18 protein-coding genes are annotated in these 20,144 nt (G+C 69.6%); 11 read left to right on the top strand and 7 right to left on the bottom strand.

What is annotated here, in order from left to right; translation table 11 throughout:
- Nucleotides 1-124 precede the first annotated feature (124 nt).
- Together AACX88_RS10765 and AACX88_RS10760 are read left to right on the top strand one after the other, a co-directional pair.
- Nucleotides 125-928: a LysM peptidoglycan-binding domain-containing protein gene (locus AACX88_RS10765; protein WP_339393009.1), complete on the top strand. Its 804-nt coding sequence runs from the start codon at nt 125-127 to the stop codon at nt 926-928.
- Nucleotides 925-1,377, top strand: coding sequence for an Rv3235 family protein (locus tag AACX88_RS10760; RefSeq protein ID WP_339393008.1), 453 nt, complete (start codon nt 925-927; stop codon nt 1,375-1,377). The genes AACX88_RS10765 and AACX88_RS10760 overlap by 4 nt, the downstream gene beginning before the upstream one ends.
- A 60-nt stretch (nt 1,378-1,437) precedes the next feature.
- Here AACX88_RS10760 and secA read toward each other — a convergent pair whose 3' ends face one another.
- Nucleotides 1,438-4,134 (bottom strand): preprotein translocase subunit SecA, encoded by a 2,697-nt coding sequence (gene secA, locus AACX88_RS10755; protein WP_339393007.1) that lies wholly within the window; start codon nt 4,132-4,134, stop codon nt 1,438-1,440.
- A 54-nt stretch (nt 4,135-4,188) separates the two neighbouring features.
- Complete coding sequence (locus AACX88_RS10750) at nt 4,189-5,433, bottom strand: winged helix-turn-helix domain-containing protein (protein WP_339393006.1); 1,245 nt, start codon at nt 5,431-5,433, stop codon at nt 4,189-4,191.
- Nucleotides 5,434-5,569: 136 nt separating this feature from the next.
- On the opposite strand from AACX88_RS10750, the gene AACX88_RS10745 reads away from it, so the two are divergent.
- The 4 genes from AACX88_RS10745 to AACX88_RS10730 are packed head-to-tail and all read left to right on the top strand — an operon-like array spanning nt 5,570 to nt 9,024.
- On the top strand, nt 5,570-6,127 hold the full coding sequence (locus tag AACX88_RS10745) for a hypothetical protein (RefSeq protein ID WP_339393005.1): 558 nt from the start codon (nt 5,570-5,572) through the stop codon (nt 6,125-6,127).
- Between the two features lie 26 nt (nt 6,128-6,153).
- Complete coding sequence (locus tag AACX88_RS10740; protein WP_339393004.1) at nt 6,154-7,239, top strand: sensor histidine kinase; 1,086 nt, start codon at nt 6,154-6,156, stop codon at nt 7,237-7,239.
- Between the two features lie 58 nt (nt 7,240-7,297).
- Complete coding sequence (locus tag AACX88_RS10735) at nt 7,298-7,939, top strand: response regulator (RefSeq protein WP_339393003.1); 642 nt, start codon at nt 7,298-7,300, stop codon at nt 7,937-7,939.
- A gap of 56 nt (nt 7,940-7,995) precedes the next feature.
- Nucleotides 7,996-9,024: a DUF418 domain-containing protein gene (locus AACX88_RS10730; RefSeq protein ID WP_339393002.1), complete on the top strand. Its 1,029-nt coding sequence runs from the start codon at nt 7,996-7,998 to the stop codon at nt 9,022-9,024.
- A gap of 102 nt (nt 9,025-9,126) precedes the next feature.
- Here the strand turns inward: AACX88_RS10730 and hpf are convergent, their stop codons facing one another.
- The 5 genes from hpf to mtrA form a co-directional block, all read right to left on the bottom strand.
- A complete protein-coding gene (gene hpf, locus AACX88_RS10725; protein WP_339393001.1) occupies nt 9,127-9,792 on the bottom strand; it encodes a ribosome hibernation-promoting factor, HPF/YfiA family in 666 nt (221 codons plus the stop codon).
- Between the two features lie 66 nt (nt 9,793-9,858).
- A complete protein-coding gene (locus tag AACX88_RS10720; protein WP_339393000.1) occupies nt 9,859-10,569 on the bottom strand; it encodes a ComF family protein in 711 nt (236 codons plus the stop codon).
- Between the two features lie 8 nt (nt 10,570-10,577).
- Nucleotides 10,578-12,302, bottom strand: a complete 1,725-nt coding sequence (locus AACX88_RS10715; protein ID WP_339392999.1) for an LpqB family beta-propeller domain-containing protein — start codon at nt 12,300-12,302, stop codon at nt 10,578-10,580.
- Nucleotides 12,299-14,083 (bottom strand): MtrAB system histidine kinase MtrB, encoded by a 1,785-nt coding sequence (mtrB, locus tag AACX88_RS10710; RefSeq protein WP_339392998.1) that lies wholly within the window; start codon nt 14,081-14,083, stop codon nt 12,299-12,301. The genes AACX88_RS10715 and mtrB overlap by 4 nt, the downstream gene beginning before the upstream one ends.
- Nucleotides 14,080-14,760, bottom strand: coding sequence for an MtrAB system response regulator MtrA (mtrA, locus tag AACX88_RS10705; protein ID WP_009374854.1), 681 nt, complete (start codon nt 14,758-14,760; stop codon nt 14,080-14,082). Before mtrA ends, mtrB begins: the two co-directional genes overlap by 4 nt.
- Before the next feature lie 91 nt (nt 14,761-14,851).
- On the opposite strand from mtrA, the gene AACX88_RS10700 reads away from it, so the two are divergent.
- The 5 genes from AACX88_RS10700 to AACX88_RS10680 are packed head-to-tail and all read left to right on the top strand — an operon-like array spanning nt 14,852 to nt 20,143.
- Complete coding sequence (locus AACX88_RS10700) at nt 14,852-15,907, top strand: hypothetical protein (RefSeq protein ID WP_339392997.1); 1,056 nt, start codon at nt 14,852-14,854, stop codon at nt 15,905-15,907.
- Nucleotides 15,904-16,605, top strand: a complete 702-nt coding sequence (locus AACX88_RS10695; RefSeq protein WP_339392996.1) for a DUF4129 domain-containing protein — start codon at nt 15,904-15,906, stop codon at nt 16,603-16,605. The genes AACX88_RS10700 and AACX88_RS10695 overlap by 4 nt, the downstream gene beginning before the upstream one ends.
- Nucleotides 16,602-17,828, top strand: coding sequence for a DUF4350 domain-containing protein (locus tag AACX88_RS10690; protein WP_339392995.1), 1,227 nt, complete (start codon nt 16,602-16,604; stop codon nt 17,826-17,828). Before AACX88_RS10695 ends, AACX88_RS10690 begins: the two co-directional genes overlap by 4 nt.
- Nucleotides 17,825-18,856, top strand: a complete 1,032-nt coding sequence (locus AACX88_RS10685) for an AAA family ATPase (RefSeq protein WP_339392994.1) — start codon at nt 17,825-17,827, stop codon at nt 18,854-18,856. Before AACX88_RS10690 ends, AACX88_RS10685 begins: the two co-directional genes overlap by 4 nt.
- On the top strand, nt 18,857-20,143 hold the full coding sequence (locus AACX88_RS10680; RefSeq protein ID WP_339392993.1) for a DUF58 domain-containing protein: 1,287 nt from the start codon (nt 18,857-18,859) through the stop codon (nt 20,141-20,143).
- The last annotated feature ends 1 nt before the right edge of the window (nt 20,144 follow it).

Here is a 20,144-nt window from a genome sequence, read left to right as displayed (position 1 = left end):
CGCGTCCGCAAGAGCACGGACCGCCGGACAGCGAACTACAGAGACGTAGTTATTGAAGCACTATTGACAGCAAACACCATTAAACGTCACTCTAGTGGAACCACCTTCACTAAGGACGTTCGACATGTATCTTCTCGGTCTCTGCGCCACCGTCTGGGCGGTCCTGCTCGGGGGCACCGCCGCGCTGTGGGCGGGGCTCCCCCAGCCGTACTCCGTCAGCGATCTCATCGTCCTCGTCCTCGCCTCGGCTGCGACGCTCGCCTTCTCCCGGCTCGGACTCGTCGCCGCGCTCGGGCTCATCCTCCGCCTCCTGCCCGCGGGGCGGATGCGGATGCGCCTGCGCGCCGCAGCCCTGCGCTGGGCACCGCGGACGCTCGCCTCGACCCTCCTCGCCGCCACCGCGGTCGCCGGCTCCGCTCAGTTCGCGCACTCGGCAGGACCGGCCGCACCCGATCCCGGCTGGCCGACCGTGCCCGCCGCACCCCGCGATCCCGGCTGGCCGACGACCGGACCCGACGGCACTTCCCCCGGCAGCGACTCCGGCGGCGGTCAGCCTCCCGCGGACTCCCCCGATGAGCCAGGTCCCGACGAATCAGCTCCTGACAGGGCTCCCGGCGAGGCTCCGGAAGACAGGGCTGCTGACGAGGATGCATCTGATGACACAGCACCGAGGGACGACGATGCATCTGACGACAGGGCACCGCGGGACGACGGACCCCGTGACGGTCCTCGCGCCGCCCCCGACCGGGCACCGCGCATCCACGTCGTCGAGTCCGGGGAGAGTCTGTGGTCGATCGCCGGGGAGTTCACCGATTCGACCGCCGATCAGGCTGAACTTGTGGCGGCGATCCATGCCGAGAACCGCGCGATCATCGGCGCCGACCCCGACCTCATCATGCCCGGACAGCGATTGGAGATCCGACCATGAGCGCCCCGCTCGTCCTCACCCGCCCACGCCGCGCCTCCGTGGGAACATCGCAGGCTGTGCATCCGCGCCCACAACCCGCCGCGGCCGTGCCTCCCACGGATGACGCCGACCGCATCGAAGCGACGGCGAAGTCGCTGGCGATCGCGTGCCTGGAGATCTTCTCCGGGATCCGCCGCAGCGAGTCGATCGCCCGCTGGGTCGACGCCGATCTGCTCACCCGGATCGACCGGAGGGCCCAGCTGCGCGCCGAGATCGCCCCTGCGACCCCGATGCGCGAGCACACAGCTGCCCGAACGCTGCAGGCCGGACATGCCAGGGTGTGCCGGGTGCATGCAGGCGTCGCCGAGGTCACGGTGATGGTCCGCACGGCCACCCGGGTGCGCGCGGTCGCGATCCGCCTCGAACTGCTGACGAACCGGTGGACGATGACGGCGATGCAGACGATGTGAGACTCGCCCTGTCTCCGCACGGCTGCGGGGACAGGGCGAGTCGTCATCGCCTGGCTGGGATCAGCGCTTCGCCTTCTTCTTCGCCCGCCGCTGCGCACGGTTGGCCGGCTGCGGCTGATCTGCGGCTTCCGACTCGTCCTCGGAGACCGAGGTTCCGCCGTCCTCGGACGGGGCGGAGAGCTGCATCTTCGGAGTCGTGTGACGCAGCTCGGCCGCGTCGACCTCGACCTCGGCGTCCTCGTCCCCAGCGCCCTCGGCCCGGTTGACCTTGACCTCGAGGGTGTCGGTGAGGCGGACGACGTCCTCCTTGATCCCGTCCTGCATCGTCGTGAACATCTCGAAGCCCTCGCGCTGGTACTCCACGAGGGGGTCGCGCTGAGCCATCGCACGCAGGCCGATGCCGTTCTTGAGGTAGTCCATCTCGTAGAGGTGCTCGCGCCAGCGCCTGTCGATGACGGAGAGGACGACACGCCGTTCGAGTTCGCGGGTCGCCTCCTCGCCGAGGTCCTCCTCACGCTGGGCGTAGAAGACGTCGATGTCGGACTGAATCTCGGTGTTCAGCCGGTTCTTCGTCAGATTGCCCAGGCCGCCGACCTCCTCGGCGAGGTCCTCCTCCGTGATCGAGGGGGTGTAGATCTTGCCGAGCGCCTCGAAGAGCTCGTCGACCTTCCACTCCTCGACCGGACCCGTGGTCGCCGCCTGGACGTAGGCGTCGATGACCTGCTCGCGGAAGCTCGCGACCTGGTCGGCGAGGTCCTCGCCGTCGAGCACCTTGCGGCGCTCGTCGTAGATGACGGTGCGCTGCCGGTTGAGGACGTCGTCGTACTTGAGCACGTTCTTGCGCTGTTCGGCGTTGCGCTGTTCGATCTGCGTCTGCGCCGAGAGGATCGCGCGGGTGACCATCTTCGATTCGAGCGGAACGTCGTCGGGAACGTTCGCGGTGGCCATGATCCGTTCGGCCGCCCCGGAGCCGAAGAGGCGCATGAGGTCGTCGGTGAGCGAGAGGTAGAAGCGGCTCTCCCCCGGGTCGCCCTGACGGCCGGAGCGTCCGCGCAGCTGGTTGTCGATGCGTCGGGACTCGTGGCGTTCGGTGCCGAGCACGTAGAGACCGCCGAGTTCGACGACCTCCTCGGCCTCCGCCGCGACCTTCTCCTCGGCCTCGGCGAGGACGTCCTGCCACTGCTCCTCGTAGGCGTCGGCGTCCTCGACGGGGTCGAGTCCGCGCTTCTCCATCTCGGACACGGCGATGAACTCGGCGTTGCCGCCGAGCATGATGTCGGTGCCGCGGCCGGCCATGTTCGTCGCCACGGTCACCGCGCCCTTGCGTCCGGCGAGTGCGACGATCGCGGCCTCACGGGCATGGTTCTTCGCATTGAGGACCTCGTGGCGGACTCCGCGCTTGGCGAGGTGCTTCGAGAGGTACTCGCTCTTCTCCACGCTCGTCGTGCCCACGAGGACCGGCTGGCCGGTCTCGTGGCGTTCGACGATGTCATCGACGACGGCGTCGAACTTCGCGACCTCGTTCTTGTAGACGAAGTCGGACTGGTCGACGCGCTGCATCGGCTTGTTCGTCGGGATCGGCACGACGCCGAGCTTGTACGTCGACATGAACTCGGCGGCTTCGGTCTCCGCGGTGCCCGTCATGCCCGAGAGCTTGTCGTAGAGGCGGAAGTAGTTCTGCAGGGTGATCGTCGCCAGCGTCTGGTTCTCCGCCTGGACCTTGACGCCCTCTTTGGCCTCGATGGCCTGGTGGAGGCCCTCGTTGTAGCGCCGGCCCTTGAGCACACGACCGGTGTGCTCGTCGACGATGAGGACCTCACCGTCGAGGAGGACGTAGTCCTTGTCCTTCTTGAACAGCTCCTTCGCGCGGATCGCGTTGTTGAGGAAGCTGATGAGCGGAGTGTTCTCCGCATCGTAGAGGTTGCCGATGCCGAGGTAGTCCTCGACGCGTTCGATGCCGGGCTCGAGGACGCCGACGGTGCGCTTCTTCTCGTCGACCTCGTAGTCGCGGTCGGTCTTGAGGCGACGGACCACCTTCGCGAACTCGTCGTACCACCGGTTCGCGTCGCCTTCGGCGGGGCCGGAGATGATGAGCGGGGTGCGAGCCTCGTCGATGAGGATCGAGTCGACCTCGTCGACGATGGCGAAGGCGTGCCCGCGCTGGACGAGCTCCTCGGCCGACCATGCCATGTTGTCGCGGAGGTAGTCGAAGCCGAACTCGTTGTTGGTGCCGTAGGTGATGTCGGCGGCGTACTGCTTCCGGCGTTCGTCGGAGGGCATGTTCGCCTGGATGCAGCCGGTCTCCATGCCGAGGAACCGGAACACGCGTCCCATGAGCTCGGACTGGTAGGTCGCCAGGTAGTCGTTGACGGTGATGACGTGGACGCCGTTCCCGGTCAGCGCGTTGAGGTACGCGGGCGCGGTGGCCACGAGCGTCTTGCCCTCGCCGGTCTTCATCTCCGCGATGTTGCCCATGTGCAGGGCGGCGCCGCCCATGAGCTGGACGTCGAAGTGGCGCATGCCCAGGGTCCGGCCCGAGGCCTCCCGGACAGCGGCGAACGCCTCCGGCAGCAGCGAATCGAGCGACTCGCCGTCCTCGACGCGCTTCTTGAAGCGGTCGGTCTCCTCGCGCAGTTCGGCGTCGGACATGGCGCTGAACTCATCGGACAGCTGGTTGATGGCGTCCGTGTACCGGCGGAGCTTCTTCAGCGTCCGGCCCTCACCGGTGCGCAGAAGCTTCTCGAGGATATTAGCCACTTCTCTCCTAAACGGCGCGCTGCGCCAGACGACGACTCAAGAACTCTATAGGCCCTAGCTTAATGGCACGTGAGTGCCGGCCACATCCACAGCCTCCACCTGCAGCCACCGCGCCATCTCGCTCAGCTCCGCGACGAGTTCGTCCCAATGCTCCTCGCCGGGCTCCCACGTCACCCGGTGCGCGCGCAGCACCCCGGCCGCTGCGTCCCGGTGGAGGTCGACGCGTCCGACGAGGCGGTCGCCGAGGAGGAACGGCAGCACGTAGTAGCCGTGGACGCGTTTGGGCGCGGGCGTGTAGATCTCGATCCGGTACCGGAAGTCGAAGAGCCATTCGATCCGCCTGCGGTGGAAGACGAGCGGGTCGAACGGGGCGAGCAGCGCGCGGGAGGACACCGAGCGCGGGGTCCGGGCGGCATGCCACTTGAGCGCCCGCGTGCCCTCGACCTCGACCGCGATCAGCTCCCCGGTCTCGAGCAGCGTCGAGATCGCTTCGTCCGTCGGGGCCTGCAGCTGGCGGAAGTAGTCGGCGAGGCAGTCGGGACGGGCGATGCCGAGTGCCTGCGCGGCGATGCGGGTGAGGGCGAGGACGTCGTTGTCCGTCCCCGAGATCCCCCGCCGGCGCGGTGAGCCGTCCGTGCGCAGACCGAGTTCGGGGTCGTCAGCGGTGCCGAAGGTCAGCGGCTGGTCGCCCAGCAGCGGGCTGACGTCGCGGGGCAGAGCGTAGATGCGCTCGAAATGGTCGTTGCGTCCGGCCGCGCTCACGGCCCCGGCAGCGAAGAGGGCTTCGAGCGCCATCTTCACCTGGCTCGGGTTCCATCCCCAGTGGCCCCGATGCCGTTCGGGGATCTCATGGTCGACGAGCGCGGCCACGGTGCGCGCGGTCTGCGGACCACCCTCGAGCGCCTCGAGCAGGGCACACAGCAGGCGACGGAACTCCTCCCCCGTCTCGGGGTCGCGCTGTCCGTAGTCGTTGCGCCACCATTCGGCCCGAGTGCGGGCGAAGAGGCTCCAGGTCGTCGGGGGCACGAAGGCGGCCGCGTGCGCCCAGTACTCGACCCCCATGCGCGGGGCCGTGTAGAGGAGGCGGTCGAGTCGGCTGCGGTCGTAGGGGCCCAGACGGGAGAAGAACGGCAGGTAGTGGGAGCGCACGACGCGGGCGACGGAGTCGATCTGGGTGAGCCCCATCCGGGCGAACGTCGCCTTGAGGTGACGCGCGGTGACCGTCTGCGGGCGCGGCCGGTCGAGTCCGGTCGCGGCGATCGCCGTCCGCCTGGCCGCTGCCAGTGACATTCTCTGCATGCCTCCCACCCTAGGTCACGGCCCTGACGCAGCTCTGCCCGTTCGGCTGAGGCGGATCGGCCGAACGGCTGAGGACCGGAGGCGCCCGGCCCGGAAGGATGGAGACCACACAACGGAAACCTCGAAAGGATCCATCATGAAGAAGGCTCTCATCGCCCTCACCGCCGTCCTCTCCGCCATCGCCGTCGCCGTCGGCGCACTCTTCATCTGGGAGTACCGCTCGAAGGCCCAGCTCGAGGCGCAGGTCGAGGACTACCTCGGCGAATGCAACGTCAAGTCCGAGAACATCGAAGTCCACGGTCGCCCGTTCATCCTCTCCGCGATCGAGGACAAGGTCGACCTCACCTACGTCGATCTCGCCCCGGCCCCGGGCACGAACAAGGATCAGATCCTCATCCACCGTCTCAGCAACGGCCGTGCCGACCGCCTCACCCGGTTCATCACCTTCGACTACCCGCAGGGCGATGTGCGCCCGGTCACCGATGCCGACGGCGCCTTCACCGACAAGGCCCGCCTGGACGGCAAGGAGGTGACGTTCACCGCGTCGATGAAGGGCAAGACCCTCTCCGCCTTCGGCAACAAGCGCAGCGTCGGCGAGGTGAAGCTGACGACCAAGGCCGAGCTGCTCAATGTCTCCGCCACCGACAAGGGCATCGTCGCGGAGCTCGAGTACCCCGGCAACGGCTGCTCCTGAACCTTCGCCGACTAGACTGACTGCCGATGAAGACTGTTCTGCCCTGGCTGTGGCTCGTGCCGGTGCCCCTCGTCGTCCTCTTCGACCTGGGCACCGGCAACGGGTGGTGGCTCGTGGCCGCGTCCGTCATGGCCGCGGCTACCGCGGTGCCCGGGCTCGTCCTCGCGCAGCGCAGACCCGGCATCCGCGCCCGGGCCCTGCTCGTCGCCGGCCTCGGTCTCCTGCTCGCCCTTGCCCTCTCCGCCGCCTCGGGACTCGTGAGCGCGACGACGCTGTGGCTCTCCCTCGTCGCCCTCGCGATGCTCGCCCGCTGGCAGTCGGCGAAGCGCATCGTGTGGCTGCTCATCGCGGTCGGACTGGGCAATGTCATCGTCCCCGCCCTCATCCCCGGCGACGGTCTCACCTTCGCCTTCGCCGTCTCCACGCTCGTCGTCGTCGCCATCGCCTTCGGCCTGCTCATGCGCATGGTCGACCGTTCGCTGCTCGAGAGGCACGCGACCGCCGCCGAGGCGGAGCGCCGTCGCATGGCCACCGACCTCCACGATCTCGTCGCCCACGAGATCACCGGCATCGTCGTCCTCTCCCAGGCCGCGGCGCGCAGCGACGATCCCACCCTGCTCAAGACCACACTGGGACGGATCGAGGAGTCCGGATCCCGCGCGCTCGAGGAGATCCGCTCCCTCGTCGCGAATCCCGCCCCGACGGCCGTGCGGACGCCGACGGCCGCCGGCGCGGAGAACCTGCGCCAGCGCCTCGACGATTTCGGGACGAGCGACGACGCGGAGACGACGAGCAGCCTCAGCCTCACCGCTGCCGTGCCCACCTCCCTGTGGCCCGTCCTCGACCGCATCCTTCTCGAAGCGCTGACGAACATCCGCAGGCATGCCGGCCCAGGAGCGCGCGTGAGCATGGCGATCGCCTCCGATGCCACGGGCGTCGAGCTCACCGTCGAGAACTCCGGAGGCTCCGGCGGCATCGGACGCGGCAGCGGAACGGGTCTGCAGGGACTGCGCACCCGAGTCGAGAGCCTCGGCGGGACCCTGTCGGCGGCACCGCAGAACGGCGACACCTGGCGCCTGAGCGCCCGACTGCCGTTGGGCTCGGCACAGTGAACCCGAACGCGATGCGGCCACGCACACCGATGGGCACGACCCCGGAAAGAGGAGCAGCATGATCCGAGTACTCGTCGTCGACGACCAGGAGATGGTGCGGATGGGCTTCACGCTCATCCTCGACGCCGATCCGGAGATGACGGTGGTCGGACAGGCCGCCGACGGGGTCGAGGCGATCGAGATCGCCAAACGCGAACGCCCCGACGTCGTCCTCCTCGACATCAGGATGCCCCGCCTCGATGGGCTCGCCGCCCTGCCCCGGCTGACCCCGCTGGCGAAGGTCATCATGGTCACGACCTTCGACGACGAGGACTACGTCGATGCGGCACTCGCCGGCGGGGCGAGCGGCTTCCTCCTCAAGGACGCCGGCCCCGACCTGCTGCTCGCGGGCATCCGGGCCGCAGCCCGCGGCGACGCCCTCATCTCCCCCTCGCTCACCCTCGACCTGCTCAGCCGGCGCGCCGATGCACGGCCGGCCGGGGACGATCGGGTCGCACGGCTGAGCGAACGCGAACAGGACGTCGCCCGCCTCGTCGCGATCGGACGGACGAACCAGGAGATCGGGGCGGAGCTCTTCATCTCCCTCGGCACCGTCAAGACCCATCTCGCGAACATCCAGACCCACCTCGGCGCGCGCAACCGCGTCGAGATCGCAGCAGCCATGTGGGAGTCCGGGGCGATGAATCAGCCGAACGGCTGAGGAGACCGGCCACGCGGCCGATGTCCGGGGTGGCGGGAGCCGGAAGGATGGGAACCATGAGAACACCCACGCCTGACACAGACCCGACCATCGACAACGCGCCCCTGCGCCGGACCCGCCGCATCGCCGCCCTCGACGTGCTGCGCGGATTCGCCCTCTGCGGCATCCTGCTCGTCAACCTGCCGCCGATGTTCGGCCTGTCCTCCGTCGACGCGAACGACGCGGTCTACCCGCTCTACGCGCTCAGCCAGGACTTCGTCCAGAACCGCTTCTTCCCGATCTTCTCCTTCCTCTTCGGCATCGGCTTCGGCATCATGTGGCTCTCCGCCGACCGCCGCAGCACGAAGCCCCGCCTCGCGCTCCTGCGCCGCTTCCTCTTCCTCGGCGTCCTCGGCGCCGGCCACATGCTCCTCCAGCCGGGTGAGGCGCTCCTGCCCTACTCGATCACCGCGCTCGTCGTCCTCCTGCCCGCCACGTTCATCCCGGCCCGCTTCCTGCCCGCCATCACCTCGGCGGCCGGCGGCATCCTGCTGCTCGGCGCCATCGCCACCGGCGGGGGCCTGACGATCATCCCCGGGCTCTTCCTCCTCGGCTTCGCCGTCGGCTACACCGACCTCGTCCGCCGCGCCCTCGCCCATCCCGGACTGCTCGCCGTCGTCGGCGGTGTCGCCGCGGCCATCAGCGTCGCCGGACTCATGCTCACCGACTTCCAGACGCGTCAGATCGACCAGTGGATCAACGCCGGCCTCGGCATCACGATGGCCCTGACCTACGTCGTCATCATCATGCTGCTCATGCTCACCCCGGCCAAGGCGGTGCTCGAGGCACTGCTCGCCCCGCTGGGTCGGATGGCGCTGTCGAACTACGTCGGGGCGACCCTCCTCCTCGTCGCAGCCCACGCTCTCGTGCCCGACCTCTCGGCCTACGACGACCAGGGAGGCTACCTCGCAGGCCTCGTGCTCAGCGGCGTCATCCTCCTCATCCAGATCGTCGTCTCCGCGATATGGCTGCGGTTCTTCACGCAGGGCCCGCTCGAGAAGCTGTGGCGCATCGTCACCTGGGGTCCCTCCCGCGCGAACGGCTGAGCCGCTCACCCCTCCCGCCTCGAGGCGTGTGCGACACCGCGACATGCAGAAGGCGGCACCCCCGGAATGGGAGTGCCGCCTTCTGCGGATCTGCGCGCGGTCTCACTCGGTGAGGACCTCTTCGGGTTCGAGGTCCTCGTCGAGGGCGATGACGCCGTAGCTCCAGCCCTTGCGACGGTAGACGACGGAGGGCTTCTGCGAGGCCTCGTCGATGAAGAGGTAGAAGTCGTGACCGACGAGCTCCATCCGGTTGAGCGCCTCCTCGATGCCGATCGGGGCGGCGGCGAACGACTTCTCCCGCAGCACCACCGGCGAATCGCCTTCGGCCTTGATCCGGCCGTTCGTCCGGTCGGTGCTCACCGGGGCGTCCGCCTCGCCCGCGGAGTCCGCGTCCGCACCGGCATCGGCGATCGGCATCTTCGCCAGCGCCTCGGCGGTGGACTCCTTGCGGTGGCGTCCCACGCGGGAGACCTTGTTCCTGTCCCGGGCCCGTCGCAGTCTCTCGACGAGCTTCGCCCACGCGAGGTCGAGGGCTGCGTACTTGTCACTGGCCATCGCCTCGGCGCGGATCACCGGCCCCTTGGCCACGACGGTGAGCTCGACCCGCTCGCTCGTCTCCGGCTGCTTCGTGTTCTTGTCATGAGCGACGTGGACCTCGACACGCTGCGCCCGCGGTGCGAGCTGCTCGACCTTGGCGATCTTGTCTTCGATGTGCGCGCGAAAGCTGTCGGAGATGGTCAGTTGGCGTCCGGTGACAACAATGTCCATGATGGGTCCTTAGCGACTCGTTCTTCGGATGAATCCGATCCCATTCCCTTGGATGGGTAAACACCGTTATACAGTAAAGGGAGAGACAAATCGAGTGCCCCCACGGCCGAGCCCGATGACCGCGGCTGCAGTGGGCCTGACCTGCACCGATGTCAAGACTCGTGCGCTTTCGGCCAAGGTCGCCCCGGTGGTCGAGAAATCATCGACGAGCACCGTCGTCGCAGTCTTCGTCCGCATTCGCACAATTCCCTCGGCGTCGAGATCCGGGCTGAGGAATTGCGATTTCGCCACATTCGCCTCCCGGGCGTGTGCGCCCAGGCCCACCTGATCGCGCCGCCGCGAGGTGCGCAGGACGTCGATGACCTCGAGTGACAGTTCGGGGGCGAGTTCAGCGGCCCGCAGCGCGAGCGCCGCGGTGTGCGACCCTCCCCGGCGTCGCCTGGCCCGCGGCGAGCTGGGAGCGGGCACGAGAAGGACGGGTCCGCCGCGATGGCCGACGAGATCGAGGGCCGCGACGACGGCCCGGGTGAGCGCGAGCGCGAGCGGGTCGAGGATGTCGCGGCGCCCGTTGTCCTTGAAATTGACCACCATGTGGGACAGCCGAGAATTGTACTCCGAGACACCGACGACGGGCAGCGTTCCGTATCGCGGTTCCATCGCGCGCGGAACTCCCGCGAGCAGCTGCAGGCACGCCGTGCACAGCGACACCGTCTCGCGTCCGCAGCCGGCGCACCGGCGCGGCAGGAACAGCTCCGTGACCTCACTGAGCAGACCCATCGGCGGCCTCAGCCCGGGTAGGCGGGGTCCTTCGCCGTGACGTCGATGAGCCTCTGCCACGCGTTCGAGTTGTACGAGTAGATCTCCCCCGCGCTGCTCGTCACGAGGATCGACCGGCCGTCCTCGCCGGCGGCGATCCGATCGCCGCCGCCGGGCAGCTGACCGAGCTGCTCGGGTGGTCCGGACACGCCCACACGGTAGGGCTGCACGGTCTCCCCGGGCATCTGCGCCAGGGCCGCCAGAGAGGTCGAACCCGCCCACGAGATGTCGCGGATCTGCGAGAAGTACGACCCGACTTCGAGCGGAGCATCGGCGAGGGAGGCCGAGGGGTTGCCCGCGCGGTCACGGGGAATGCCGACGACGTCGATGCGCGCCGGTTCGCTGCCCTGCCTGCTGAGCACGGCCAGCCTCGTCCCGTCGCGGGAGATCTCCAAGTCCATGAGCTCGCGGCCGGAGAGGAAGTCGGCGGAGACCCGGTAGACCTCGTCGTCGCGGCCGACGGCGATGATCTCCCCCTTGTTCTTCCGCTCCCCCGTCCAGATCGAGTTGAAGCGGTCGATGCTCGGACCCACGAGCCCCTCGCCGCGCAGCACCGTGCGCGGATCGGAGGAGTCGGCTTTGAGGCGCTTGAGCTCCCTGCCGCCGCCGGAGAGGTAGGAGTAGAGCGAGTCGTCGAAGGATACGGCGGGATCGCTCGCCTCGGCGCCCTTCAGGTCCGGACTGTTCTCGACGCGGGCCACCGTGGTGCCCGAGATCCGCGAGATCCGGTCACCGGCGATGACGACGGGCGGACCGTCGACCTGGACGGAGGAGTCGGTCTTCGGCTGCAGGCTCTCGGAGACGACCTGCCCGCCGATCGTGAGCTCGACGCTCGAGATCGACGGGATGGCCTTGAGCGTCGAGGAGATCTGCTGTCTGATGAGCCCCTTCTCGCGGTCCGTCGGCGCCGGGGTGAGGTTGCCCAGCGACACGTGGGCGACTCCGCTCTCGATGGTCACGACGTTCGAGTCGTTGAGCTTCGCCCCATCGGGGGCGGCCGTGACGACGGCCCCGGCGAGGTAGGGGGCGGGGCCGGCGAGGAGTTCGTTGATGATCGCCGTCGGCGTCGACGAGGAGCGCAGGAACCACCGCGAGTCGGGGACGAGGTACGAGAAGTCCGAGGTGAAGAACTCGAGCGAGTAGTTGAGGAAGATCGTGCGGAACGTCGTCGGGGAGATGACGAGGCCGTTGGGCGCCGAGGAGATCCGCCATTCGCCGTTCTCCTGGCGCAGCGAGAACTCGAGGTTCGACCGCGTGCTCGGCGTCGCCGAGGAGAAGATCCCCGAGGAGTCGACGATGCCGACGACCGGCACCGACATCGTCAGCGTCTTCTGGTCCGAGGTCACCTCGTAGTTGAGCGAGTCGACCTCGGTGTCGCCGGAGAGCACGGAGACGGAGGCGAGCGGATTCCACTCCTGCGCTTCGGCCTCGGTGAGGAAGGACTTCGCGACGGCGAAGTTGTTCGCCGTCCCTGCGCCGGCGGCGAGGAAGCCGCGCACGATCTCCCCGACGCTGTCACCGGGCTTCGGACCGTCGGGCGCGCGGGCGCTGTCGGCTCCCGGCTCGCTCGTCTGCGCTTCGATGTGACCGACCGGCGAGTCCGTGGGGATCGAGGAGCAGGCCGTGAGCACGAGCGCGGACAGCGCTGCGAGGACGATGACGGTCAGTCGGCGAAGGTTCGCGGGCGTGCTCATCCTCGTCCCTCCTGCGGTGTGTCGGCGGTGGTTCGGGCCTCTGCGCTGGGCGGTGTCTCCGGCGGCTCCTCGGACTCCTCGGGCTCGGTCTCGACGACGATCGGGATCGACCCGGTCTGGATCCGCACGGATCCGTCCGAGGACAGGGGTCCGGCCACGAGCGCGGCCCCGCGGATCTGGGCGTCGCGTGGGGGCAGGGGCAGCGGCGAGGAGGTGATCTCCTGGTCGGGGCGGCGGGGAATCGTCAGGCGGAAGCACGAGCCCTCACCGGGGTTGCCCCACACCTGGAGCCAGCCGTTGTGGAGGTAGGCGTCCTCGAGCGAGATCGCCAGTCCCAGGCCGGAGCCGCCGAGGGTGCGCTTGCGGGCGGGGTCGGCGCGCCAGAACCGGTCGAAGACGTGCTCGACCTGCTCTTCGTTCATCCCCACCCCGTGGTCGCGCACGCTCACCGCGACCGCCTCGGCGTTCGAGGCGACGTAGACGTCGATCGGCTTGCCCTCACCGTGCTCGATCGCATTGACGACGAGGTTGCGGATGATCCGGGTGATCCGCACCCGGTCGATCTCGGCCATGACCGGCGACGACGGGGCGTGGACGACGATGTGCGTCGACATCTGGTCGGCGACCATCGAGACGTTCTCGACGACGGAGGTGACGATCGCGCAGACGTCGACGGGCTTGGCGACCAGCGCGGCGGCCCCCGCATCGTAGCGGGAGATCTCGAGGAGGTCGGAGAGCAGATTGTCGAAGCGCTCGGCCTGCGAGTTGAGCAGTTCGGCGCTGCGGGCGGTGACGGGGTCGAGGTCGTCGCGGGCGTCGTAGATGAGGTCGGCGGCGGCCCTGATCGTGGCCAGCGGGGTGCGCAGCTCGTGCGAGACGTCGGAGACGAACTGGCGTTGGAGGACGGAGAGCCGCTCCATCTGCTGGATCTGATGCTGGAGGGTGTCGGCCATGTCGTTGAAGCTCTCCCCGAGCACCGCGATCTCGTCGTTGCCGTGGACGGGCATGCGCTCGTCGAGGTCGCCGTCGGCGATGAGCCGGGCCACCTCGGCGCCGGTGCGCACAGGGGTGACGACGAGGCGTGTGACGATCCATGCGACGGCGCCGACGAGGACGACGAGGACGAGGGCGGCGACGAGCATCGAACGCTGGACGAAGTCGAGGGTGCCCTGCTGTTCGCGGAGGTCGCCGAGGTAGTAGAGCTGGAACTGCCCGGCACCGGGGATCGTCAGCTCCTGCGTGATGAGCAGGCCCGGGCCGGAATCGGCCGGCAGGCTCACGGACTGGTAGAGCATGTCATCGGTCGGCGCCTGGCTGATGGCCTCCTCGAGGTCGTCGCTGACCGGCATCGCCGGCAGCGACTCCGCCGAGGAGTCCATGCCCACGCTGATCGTCGAGAACGCGGAGTTCGGGTCCTTCGGGACGAGCGAGAGCGCGTAGACCGACCCCGTCGTGCGGTTGTAGATCGAGGACAGCTGCGCGGACAGGGTCTCCTGCGTCACCGCCTGCCCGTCGGCCGGGGCGACGCTGCGCAGCTCGGAGACGACGGTCCCGGCCTGGGAGGACAGGGACTTCAGGCGGGTGTCGAAGAGTCCCCGCGAGATCTGCTGAGACATGTACGTGCCCACTCCGAAGATCGCCACCGAGGTGAGGACGACGGTGAGGACGACGATGCGGACCTGCAGGGAGTAGCTGAAGGATCTGCGGACGAACTCCCAGAACGCCTTCAGACCTGCAGCGGTGGTGCGGAGCGCTCCGCGCACGGCGGAGGTGGGTTTCACGCGGCTCGGCCTGCCTTGTATCCGACGCCGCGCACCGTGACGATGATGTCCGGCTTCTCCGGATCGCGTTCGATCTTCGACCGCAGACGCTGCACGTGGACGTTGACGAGCCGGGTGTCCGCGGCATGCCGGTAGCCCCAGACCTCTTCGAGCAGGGTCTCACGGGAGAAGACCTGCCACGGTTTGCGGGCGAGCGCGACGAGGAGGTCGAATTCGAGCGGGGTGAGCGAGATCGGCGCCCCGCCCTTGGTCACGGTGTGCCCGGCGACGTCGACGACGACATCGCCGACGGTGAGCAGCTCGGGCGCCTGCGGTTCGGAGATGCGCAGGCGGGCGCGCACGCGCGCGATGAGCTCCTTGGGTTTGAACGGTTTGGGCACGTAGTCGTCGGCGCCGGACTCGAGGCCGAGGACGACGTCGACCGTGTCCGACTTCGCGGTGAGCATGATGATGGGAACGGACGAGACCTCGCGGATCTCACGGCACACTTCGAGTCCGTCCTTGCCCGGGAGCATGAGGTCGAGGAGGACGAGGTCGGGTCCCACCTTCTGGAACTCGTCGAAGGCCTGGTCGCCGGTCGCACAGAAGAAGGGCTCGAAGCCCTCACTCTTGAGCACGATACCGATCATCTCGGCCAGGGCCGTGTCATCATCAACTACGAGGATACGAGCGTTCATACCTCCATTGTCTCCCAAAGTCAGCAGAAGTTTCGACCATGACACTCACCCCCGGGCCGCAGCGCCGGCATCCATGGCAGGATGGTCGGTGATGGGAGCTAAGAACGCATGGACCTCGCAGGTCGACTGGCATACCGGCCGGTGGCAGGCCCGTGGTCCGGCCCCCTCCCCGCGCCCCTGGCAGCCTCCGCTGCGGCGCGGAGTGCTGCCGAAGCGTCCGCTGACGTTCTTCGAGGTCCTCGACTCCGGCTTCCGGCTGCTGCGCTTCGTCCCGGGCCCTGCCATCGGCGCCCCGCTCATCGTCTTCACCCTCTGGACGCTGCTGCTCACGGCCGCGCTCACCGCCGCGACGATCGCGTTCCTGCCGTTCCTCGACGACCTCGGCGGCAACGACGACGCGCTGACCGGCTTCTCGACGCTCGCCCAAGCCGGATCGTTCGTCCTCAGCCTGCTCAGCCTCGGCCTCGCCCACCTGCTCTCGGGCATCGTCGCCGTCGCAGCACAGGCCTCCTTCGGGGCCAGGCGCACGAGTCTGCGGGAGTGCTGGACGCAGCTGCGGGGTCGGCGATGGCGCCTCGTGCTCGCCTCGGCGCTCGTCACGGCCGTCGACCTCGTCCTCCTCGTCCTGTTCGCCCTGCCCTCGATCCTCCTCGCCCTCGTCGACTCTCCTGTGGTCGCGGTCATCCTCGCACTCGGGGCGCTGGGACTGTGGATCTGCGCGACCGTGTGGCTCAATCTGCGGTTGGCCTTCCTCGGGGCCGCCATCGCGATCGAGGGCCTCGGCATGCGCGCGGGCCTGCGGCGGACCTGGACGCTGACGGCTCGCGGCTTCTGGCGCACCTTCGGCCAACTGGGCCTCGGCTACCTCCTGTCCAACCAGCTCGTCCAGCTCATCATCTCCCCCCTCCTCCTCATCCTCAGCGTGCTCGCCTTCGTCGTCATCTCGACCAACGGCGCCGACGTCGTCGTGCTCGGCACCGTGGGGATCGTCGCCGGCGGGGTCGTGCTCGCGCTCACCACGGTCTCGCAGGCGGTGCTCTTCGGCTACTTCTCCTGCCTCGTGAGCGTGTGCTACTTCGACTCCCGGATGCGCGCGGAGGGCTTCGACCTCGAGCTCATCCGGCGAGAGGAGGTGTCGGCCGCATGACCCTCCTCACCGCCGCCCCGTTCGGCCTCGCCCAGCTCACCGCCGCTCCGCTCGCCGCGGCCGTCGACCGCGACACCGGGCGGCAGTGGCTCGAAGAAGAACTCAGCCGGGCGGAGTACTCCGCGAACGACCTCACCCTGCTCGAGCGGATCGGACGGTGGATCGACGAGACGATGACCGGGCTGCTCTCGGCCGCACTGTCCGGGAACTCCCCCTGGCTGCTCCTCCTCGTCGTCCTCGCCGTCGCGGCGATCATCGCCCTCATCGTCTGGCGGGTCCGGGTGCTGGGCCTGCGCCGGGCGCACGTGCCGCTGGCGGCCTTCGACGCCGTCGTCGCCTCCCCCGAACCGGGGCCGTGGCGGGAGAGCGCCGAGGCGGCCGCGGCGGCCGGCGACCACCGCAGGGCCGTCGTCGACCGCTCGCGGGCGATCTTCGCCGTCCTCGGCGCCCGTCGCATCGTCGACCTCGAATCCGCGTCGACGGCGACCGAGATCGCCGTCCACGCCTCCGCGGTCCTGCCGTCGCGGGCCCGGCAGTTGAGCGAGGTCGCGACGGTCTTCAACGACCTCGTATTCGGCCGGGGCTCCGCCCGGGACCGCACGCCTGAGGAGCTGCGAAGCCTCTACGCCGAGTTCTCCGCCTTCGACGCCGAGCTCACGCACATCCCGGTCCCCCAGCCCTCGGGCGGACGGCGATGAGCGCGGGCATCGACGTCGCCACGCGCGGCACCCGGCGGGCGACGACCACGCCTCTGCGTGCCCGCCTCCGCTCGGCGGGGGTGTGGATCGTCGCGGCGGTCGTCGTCCTCGTCGCCGTCATCCTCACGATGCTCATGACCGGGAACCGGGAGGCCTCCGACCCGCTCCACTACGACTCGACGGCCCGCGACGGGATGAAGGCCCTCGTCGAGACCCTGACCGACCACGACACCGAGGTGACCACGACCGAGGACGTCGCCGCCGCCCGGGCCGCCGCCGCCCGCCCGGGCACGACCCTGCTCATCCCCACCGGCACGGACCTCCTCTCCGAATCCGAGGTCGCCGGTCTCACCTCGGCGCTGCGCACCGGGGGCAACCGGCTCGTCCTCGTCGACCCCGGTCCCGGCATCGCCGCCTTCACGACCCGCATCGAGCTCGCCCCCGATGCTCCCCTGGCCCAGCCCGACCCGGTGTCCCAGCCCGACTGCACCCTGCCTGCTGCCCGCGCCGCCGGTGATGTGAGCACCGGTCAGAGCCTCTACACCCCCACCGAGGCGGCCGCGAACCAGGTGCTCAGGTGCTACCCGTTCTCCGGGCCCGGCGTCACCGACTCTGCCGAAGCCGGTCAGCTCGTCGTCGACGACGGCGGCCGGTTCCCGCTCACGGTCCTCGGCAGTCCCGAATGGGTGAGCAACGGGACGATCACCGAGAACGGCAACGCCGCCCTCGCCCTGTCCACCCTTTCGGCCGAGGAGCGCCTCGTCGTGTTCTACCCGCGCCCCGACCCCGGCGACGCCGCCCCGCCGTCGACGCTGGACTACCTGCCGGACTGGTTCGTCGCCGGCGCCCTGTGGCTCCTGCCCTGCCTCCTCGTCGGACTCCTCGTGATCGGCCGGCGATTCGGGCCGCTGGCTCTCGAACGCCTGCCCGTCATCGTCCCCGCGATCGAGACCGTCCGCGGTCGGGCGGCGCTCGCGCAGCGCAGCCATGACCGCAGCGGTGCCCTCCACGCCCTGCGCACCGCCGCACTGCTGTCCATCGCCCGCCGCCTCGCGCTGGGCCCGGAGGTCGGGGAAGCGGAGATCCTCTCCCGCATCGCCGCCGCCACCGGCCGCGACCCCGCGCAGCTCGCGCACGCCTTCACCACCGGTCAGCCGGCCGACGACCGCGAACTCACCGAGCTCTCCGAGCTCATCAGCACGATCGAAAGCGAGATCCCATGAGCACAGATCCCCGGCCGCACCCCGCGACTCCCCCGGCCCCCGCCCAGCCTCCGACCCCTCCCGCCGAGGCGGTGGCACCTGATCCGCTGCGGGCGGCCTTCTCCGCGGTGCGCGCGGAGATCGGCAAGGCCGTCGTCGGGCAGGACGACGCGGTCACCGGTCTCCTCCTCGCCTTCCTCTGCCAGGGCCATGTGCTCCTCGAGGGCGTGCCCGGGGTCGCGAAGACCCTGCTCGTACGCAGCTTCGCCACCGCCGTCGACCTCTCCCACACCCGCATCCAGTTCACCCCCGACCTCATGCCCTCCGACGTCACCGGGTCGCTGGTCTACGACGCCGCCGCCGCGGACTTCGAGTTCCGGCCGGGGCCCGTGTTCACCAACATCCTCATCGCCGATGAGATCAACCGCACCCCGCCGAAGACGCAGTCGGCCCTGCTCGAGGCGATGGAGGAGCATCAGGTCTCCGTGGGCGGGCGCTCCCGCGCCCTGCCCGAGCCCTTCATCGTCGCCGCCACCCAGAACCCGCTCGAGTACGAAGGCACCTACCCGCTGCCCGAAGCCCAGCTCGACCGCTTCCTCTTCAAACTCGTCCTCACCCTGCCCGGCCGCGACCGCGAGTTCGAGATCCTCGACCGGCATGCCCGCGGCTTCGACGCCTCGCACCTGTCCGCCGCCGGCCTGTCCCCGGTGCTCACCCCGGACATGATCGCCCGGGCCCGGCAGGCCGTGGCCGCCGTCCACATCGCCCCCGAGATCATCGCCTACATCGTCGACCTCGCCCGCGCGACCCGTCAGGCGCCTTCTCTCGCACTCGGCGTCTCCCCGCGCGGGGCCACCCGGATGCTCGCCGCCGCCCGGGCGTACGCCTGGCTGGGCGGCCGCGACTACGTCACCCCCGACGATGTGAAGTTCCTCGTCCCCATGACGCTGAGCCACCGGGTCATCCTCCGCCCCGAAGCGCAGATGGACGGGCTGAGCGTCGGCCACGTCCTCGACTCGATCGTGTCCACCACCGAAGTGCCGCGCTGAATGACGACGCGTCTGCTCCTGCTCACCGTGGCCGGGATCATCCCGGTCATGCTCGTGCCCACATGGTCGACGGGACTTCTCGTCTTAGGCGTCATCGTCCTCCTCGCCGTCGTCGACCGGTTCCTCGCCCCCTCCCCGGCCCTCATCGGCCTCCAGCGCACCCCGGGACCGATGGTCCGCCTCGGCGATGACACCCATAGCGTGCTCACCATCGTCAACGACTCCGAGCGCACCCTGCGGGTGCGGGTGCGCGACGCGTGGCCGCCGAGCGCCGGGGCCCATGAGACGCGGACGACTGCGACGCTGGCCCCGCACGAGACCCGGGAGATCACGACGGTGCTCTCCCCGCGGCGCCGCGGAGCGCTGAGCGCCGACCTCGTCACCGTGCGCACGCTGAGCCCCCTGGGTCTCATCGCCCGCCAGCGGAGCATGAGCGTGCCCGCCGACATCCGCGTCCTCCCACCCTTCCTCTCCCGCCGCGAACTGCCGTCGAAGCAGCAGAAGCTGCGGGAGCTCGACGGCCGCTCGGCCGTGATGATCCGCGGTATGGGCACGGAGTTCGATTCGCTGCGCGACTACGTCGACGGCGACGACGTCCGCTCGATCGACTGGCGGGCCAGTGCCCGCGCCCAGGACCTCGTCGTGAAGACGTGGCGTCCCGAACGCGACCGCCGCGTCGTCATCGTCCTCGACTCCTCACGGCTCTCGGCACGGCGCTCGGGCGAGGGCACGGTCTTCGATGCCGCCCTCGAATCAGCGCTGCTGCTCACCGCGCTGGCCGCCGGGGCCGGGGACCGCGTCGAGGTTCTCGTCGCCGACGCCCGCGTCCGCGCCAGAGCCTCCTCCCACCGGGCGAAGGACCCCGTCCACGATCTCTCCGTGGCTCTCACCCCCGTCCACCCGGAGCTCTACGACGCCGACTGGGAGCAGATCGCGGCCGCCGTGCTCGCCACCACCCGGCAGCGCGCCCTCGTCGTCCTCCTCACCGCGCTCGACGAGGCGACCGTCGCCGAGGAGATCCTCCCGATCCTGCCCGCACTGACCTCCCGGCACCGGGTCGTCCTCGCCGCGGTGAGCGACCCGGAGCTCGACGAGCTCACGACGCACCGCGGAGATGCCACGGAGGTCTTCACCGCCGCCGCGGCCGCCGCTGAGCTGCTCACCGCCGAGGCCGTGCGGGCACGCCTGCGCGGCCTCGGCATCGACTCGGTGAGCGCCCCTCCCGAGAGGCTGCCGGGGGCGCTGGCCGACCTCTACATCGGCCTCAAAGCCACCGGGCGGCTCTGAG

The sequence above is a fragment of the Brevibacterium metallidurans genome (genome assembly GCF_037101285.1).
GTDB lineage: Bacteria > Actinomycetota > Actinomycetes > Actinomycetales > Brevibacteriaceae > Brevibacterium > Brevibacterium metallidurans.
This window is presented reverse-complemented; position numbering and strand designations above follow the sequence as displayed.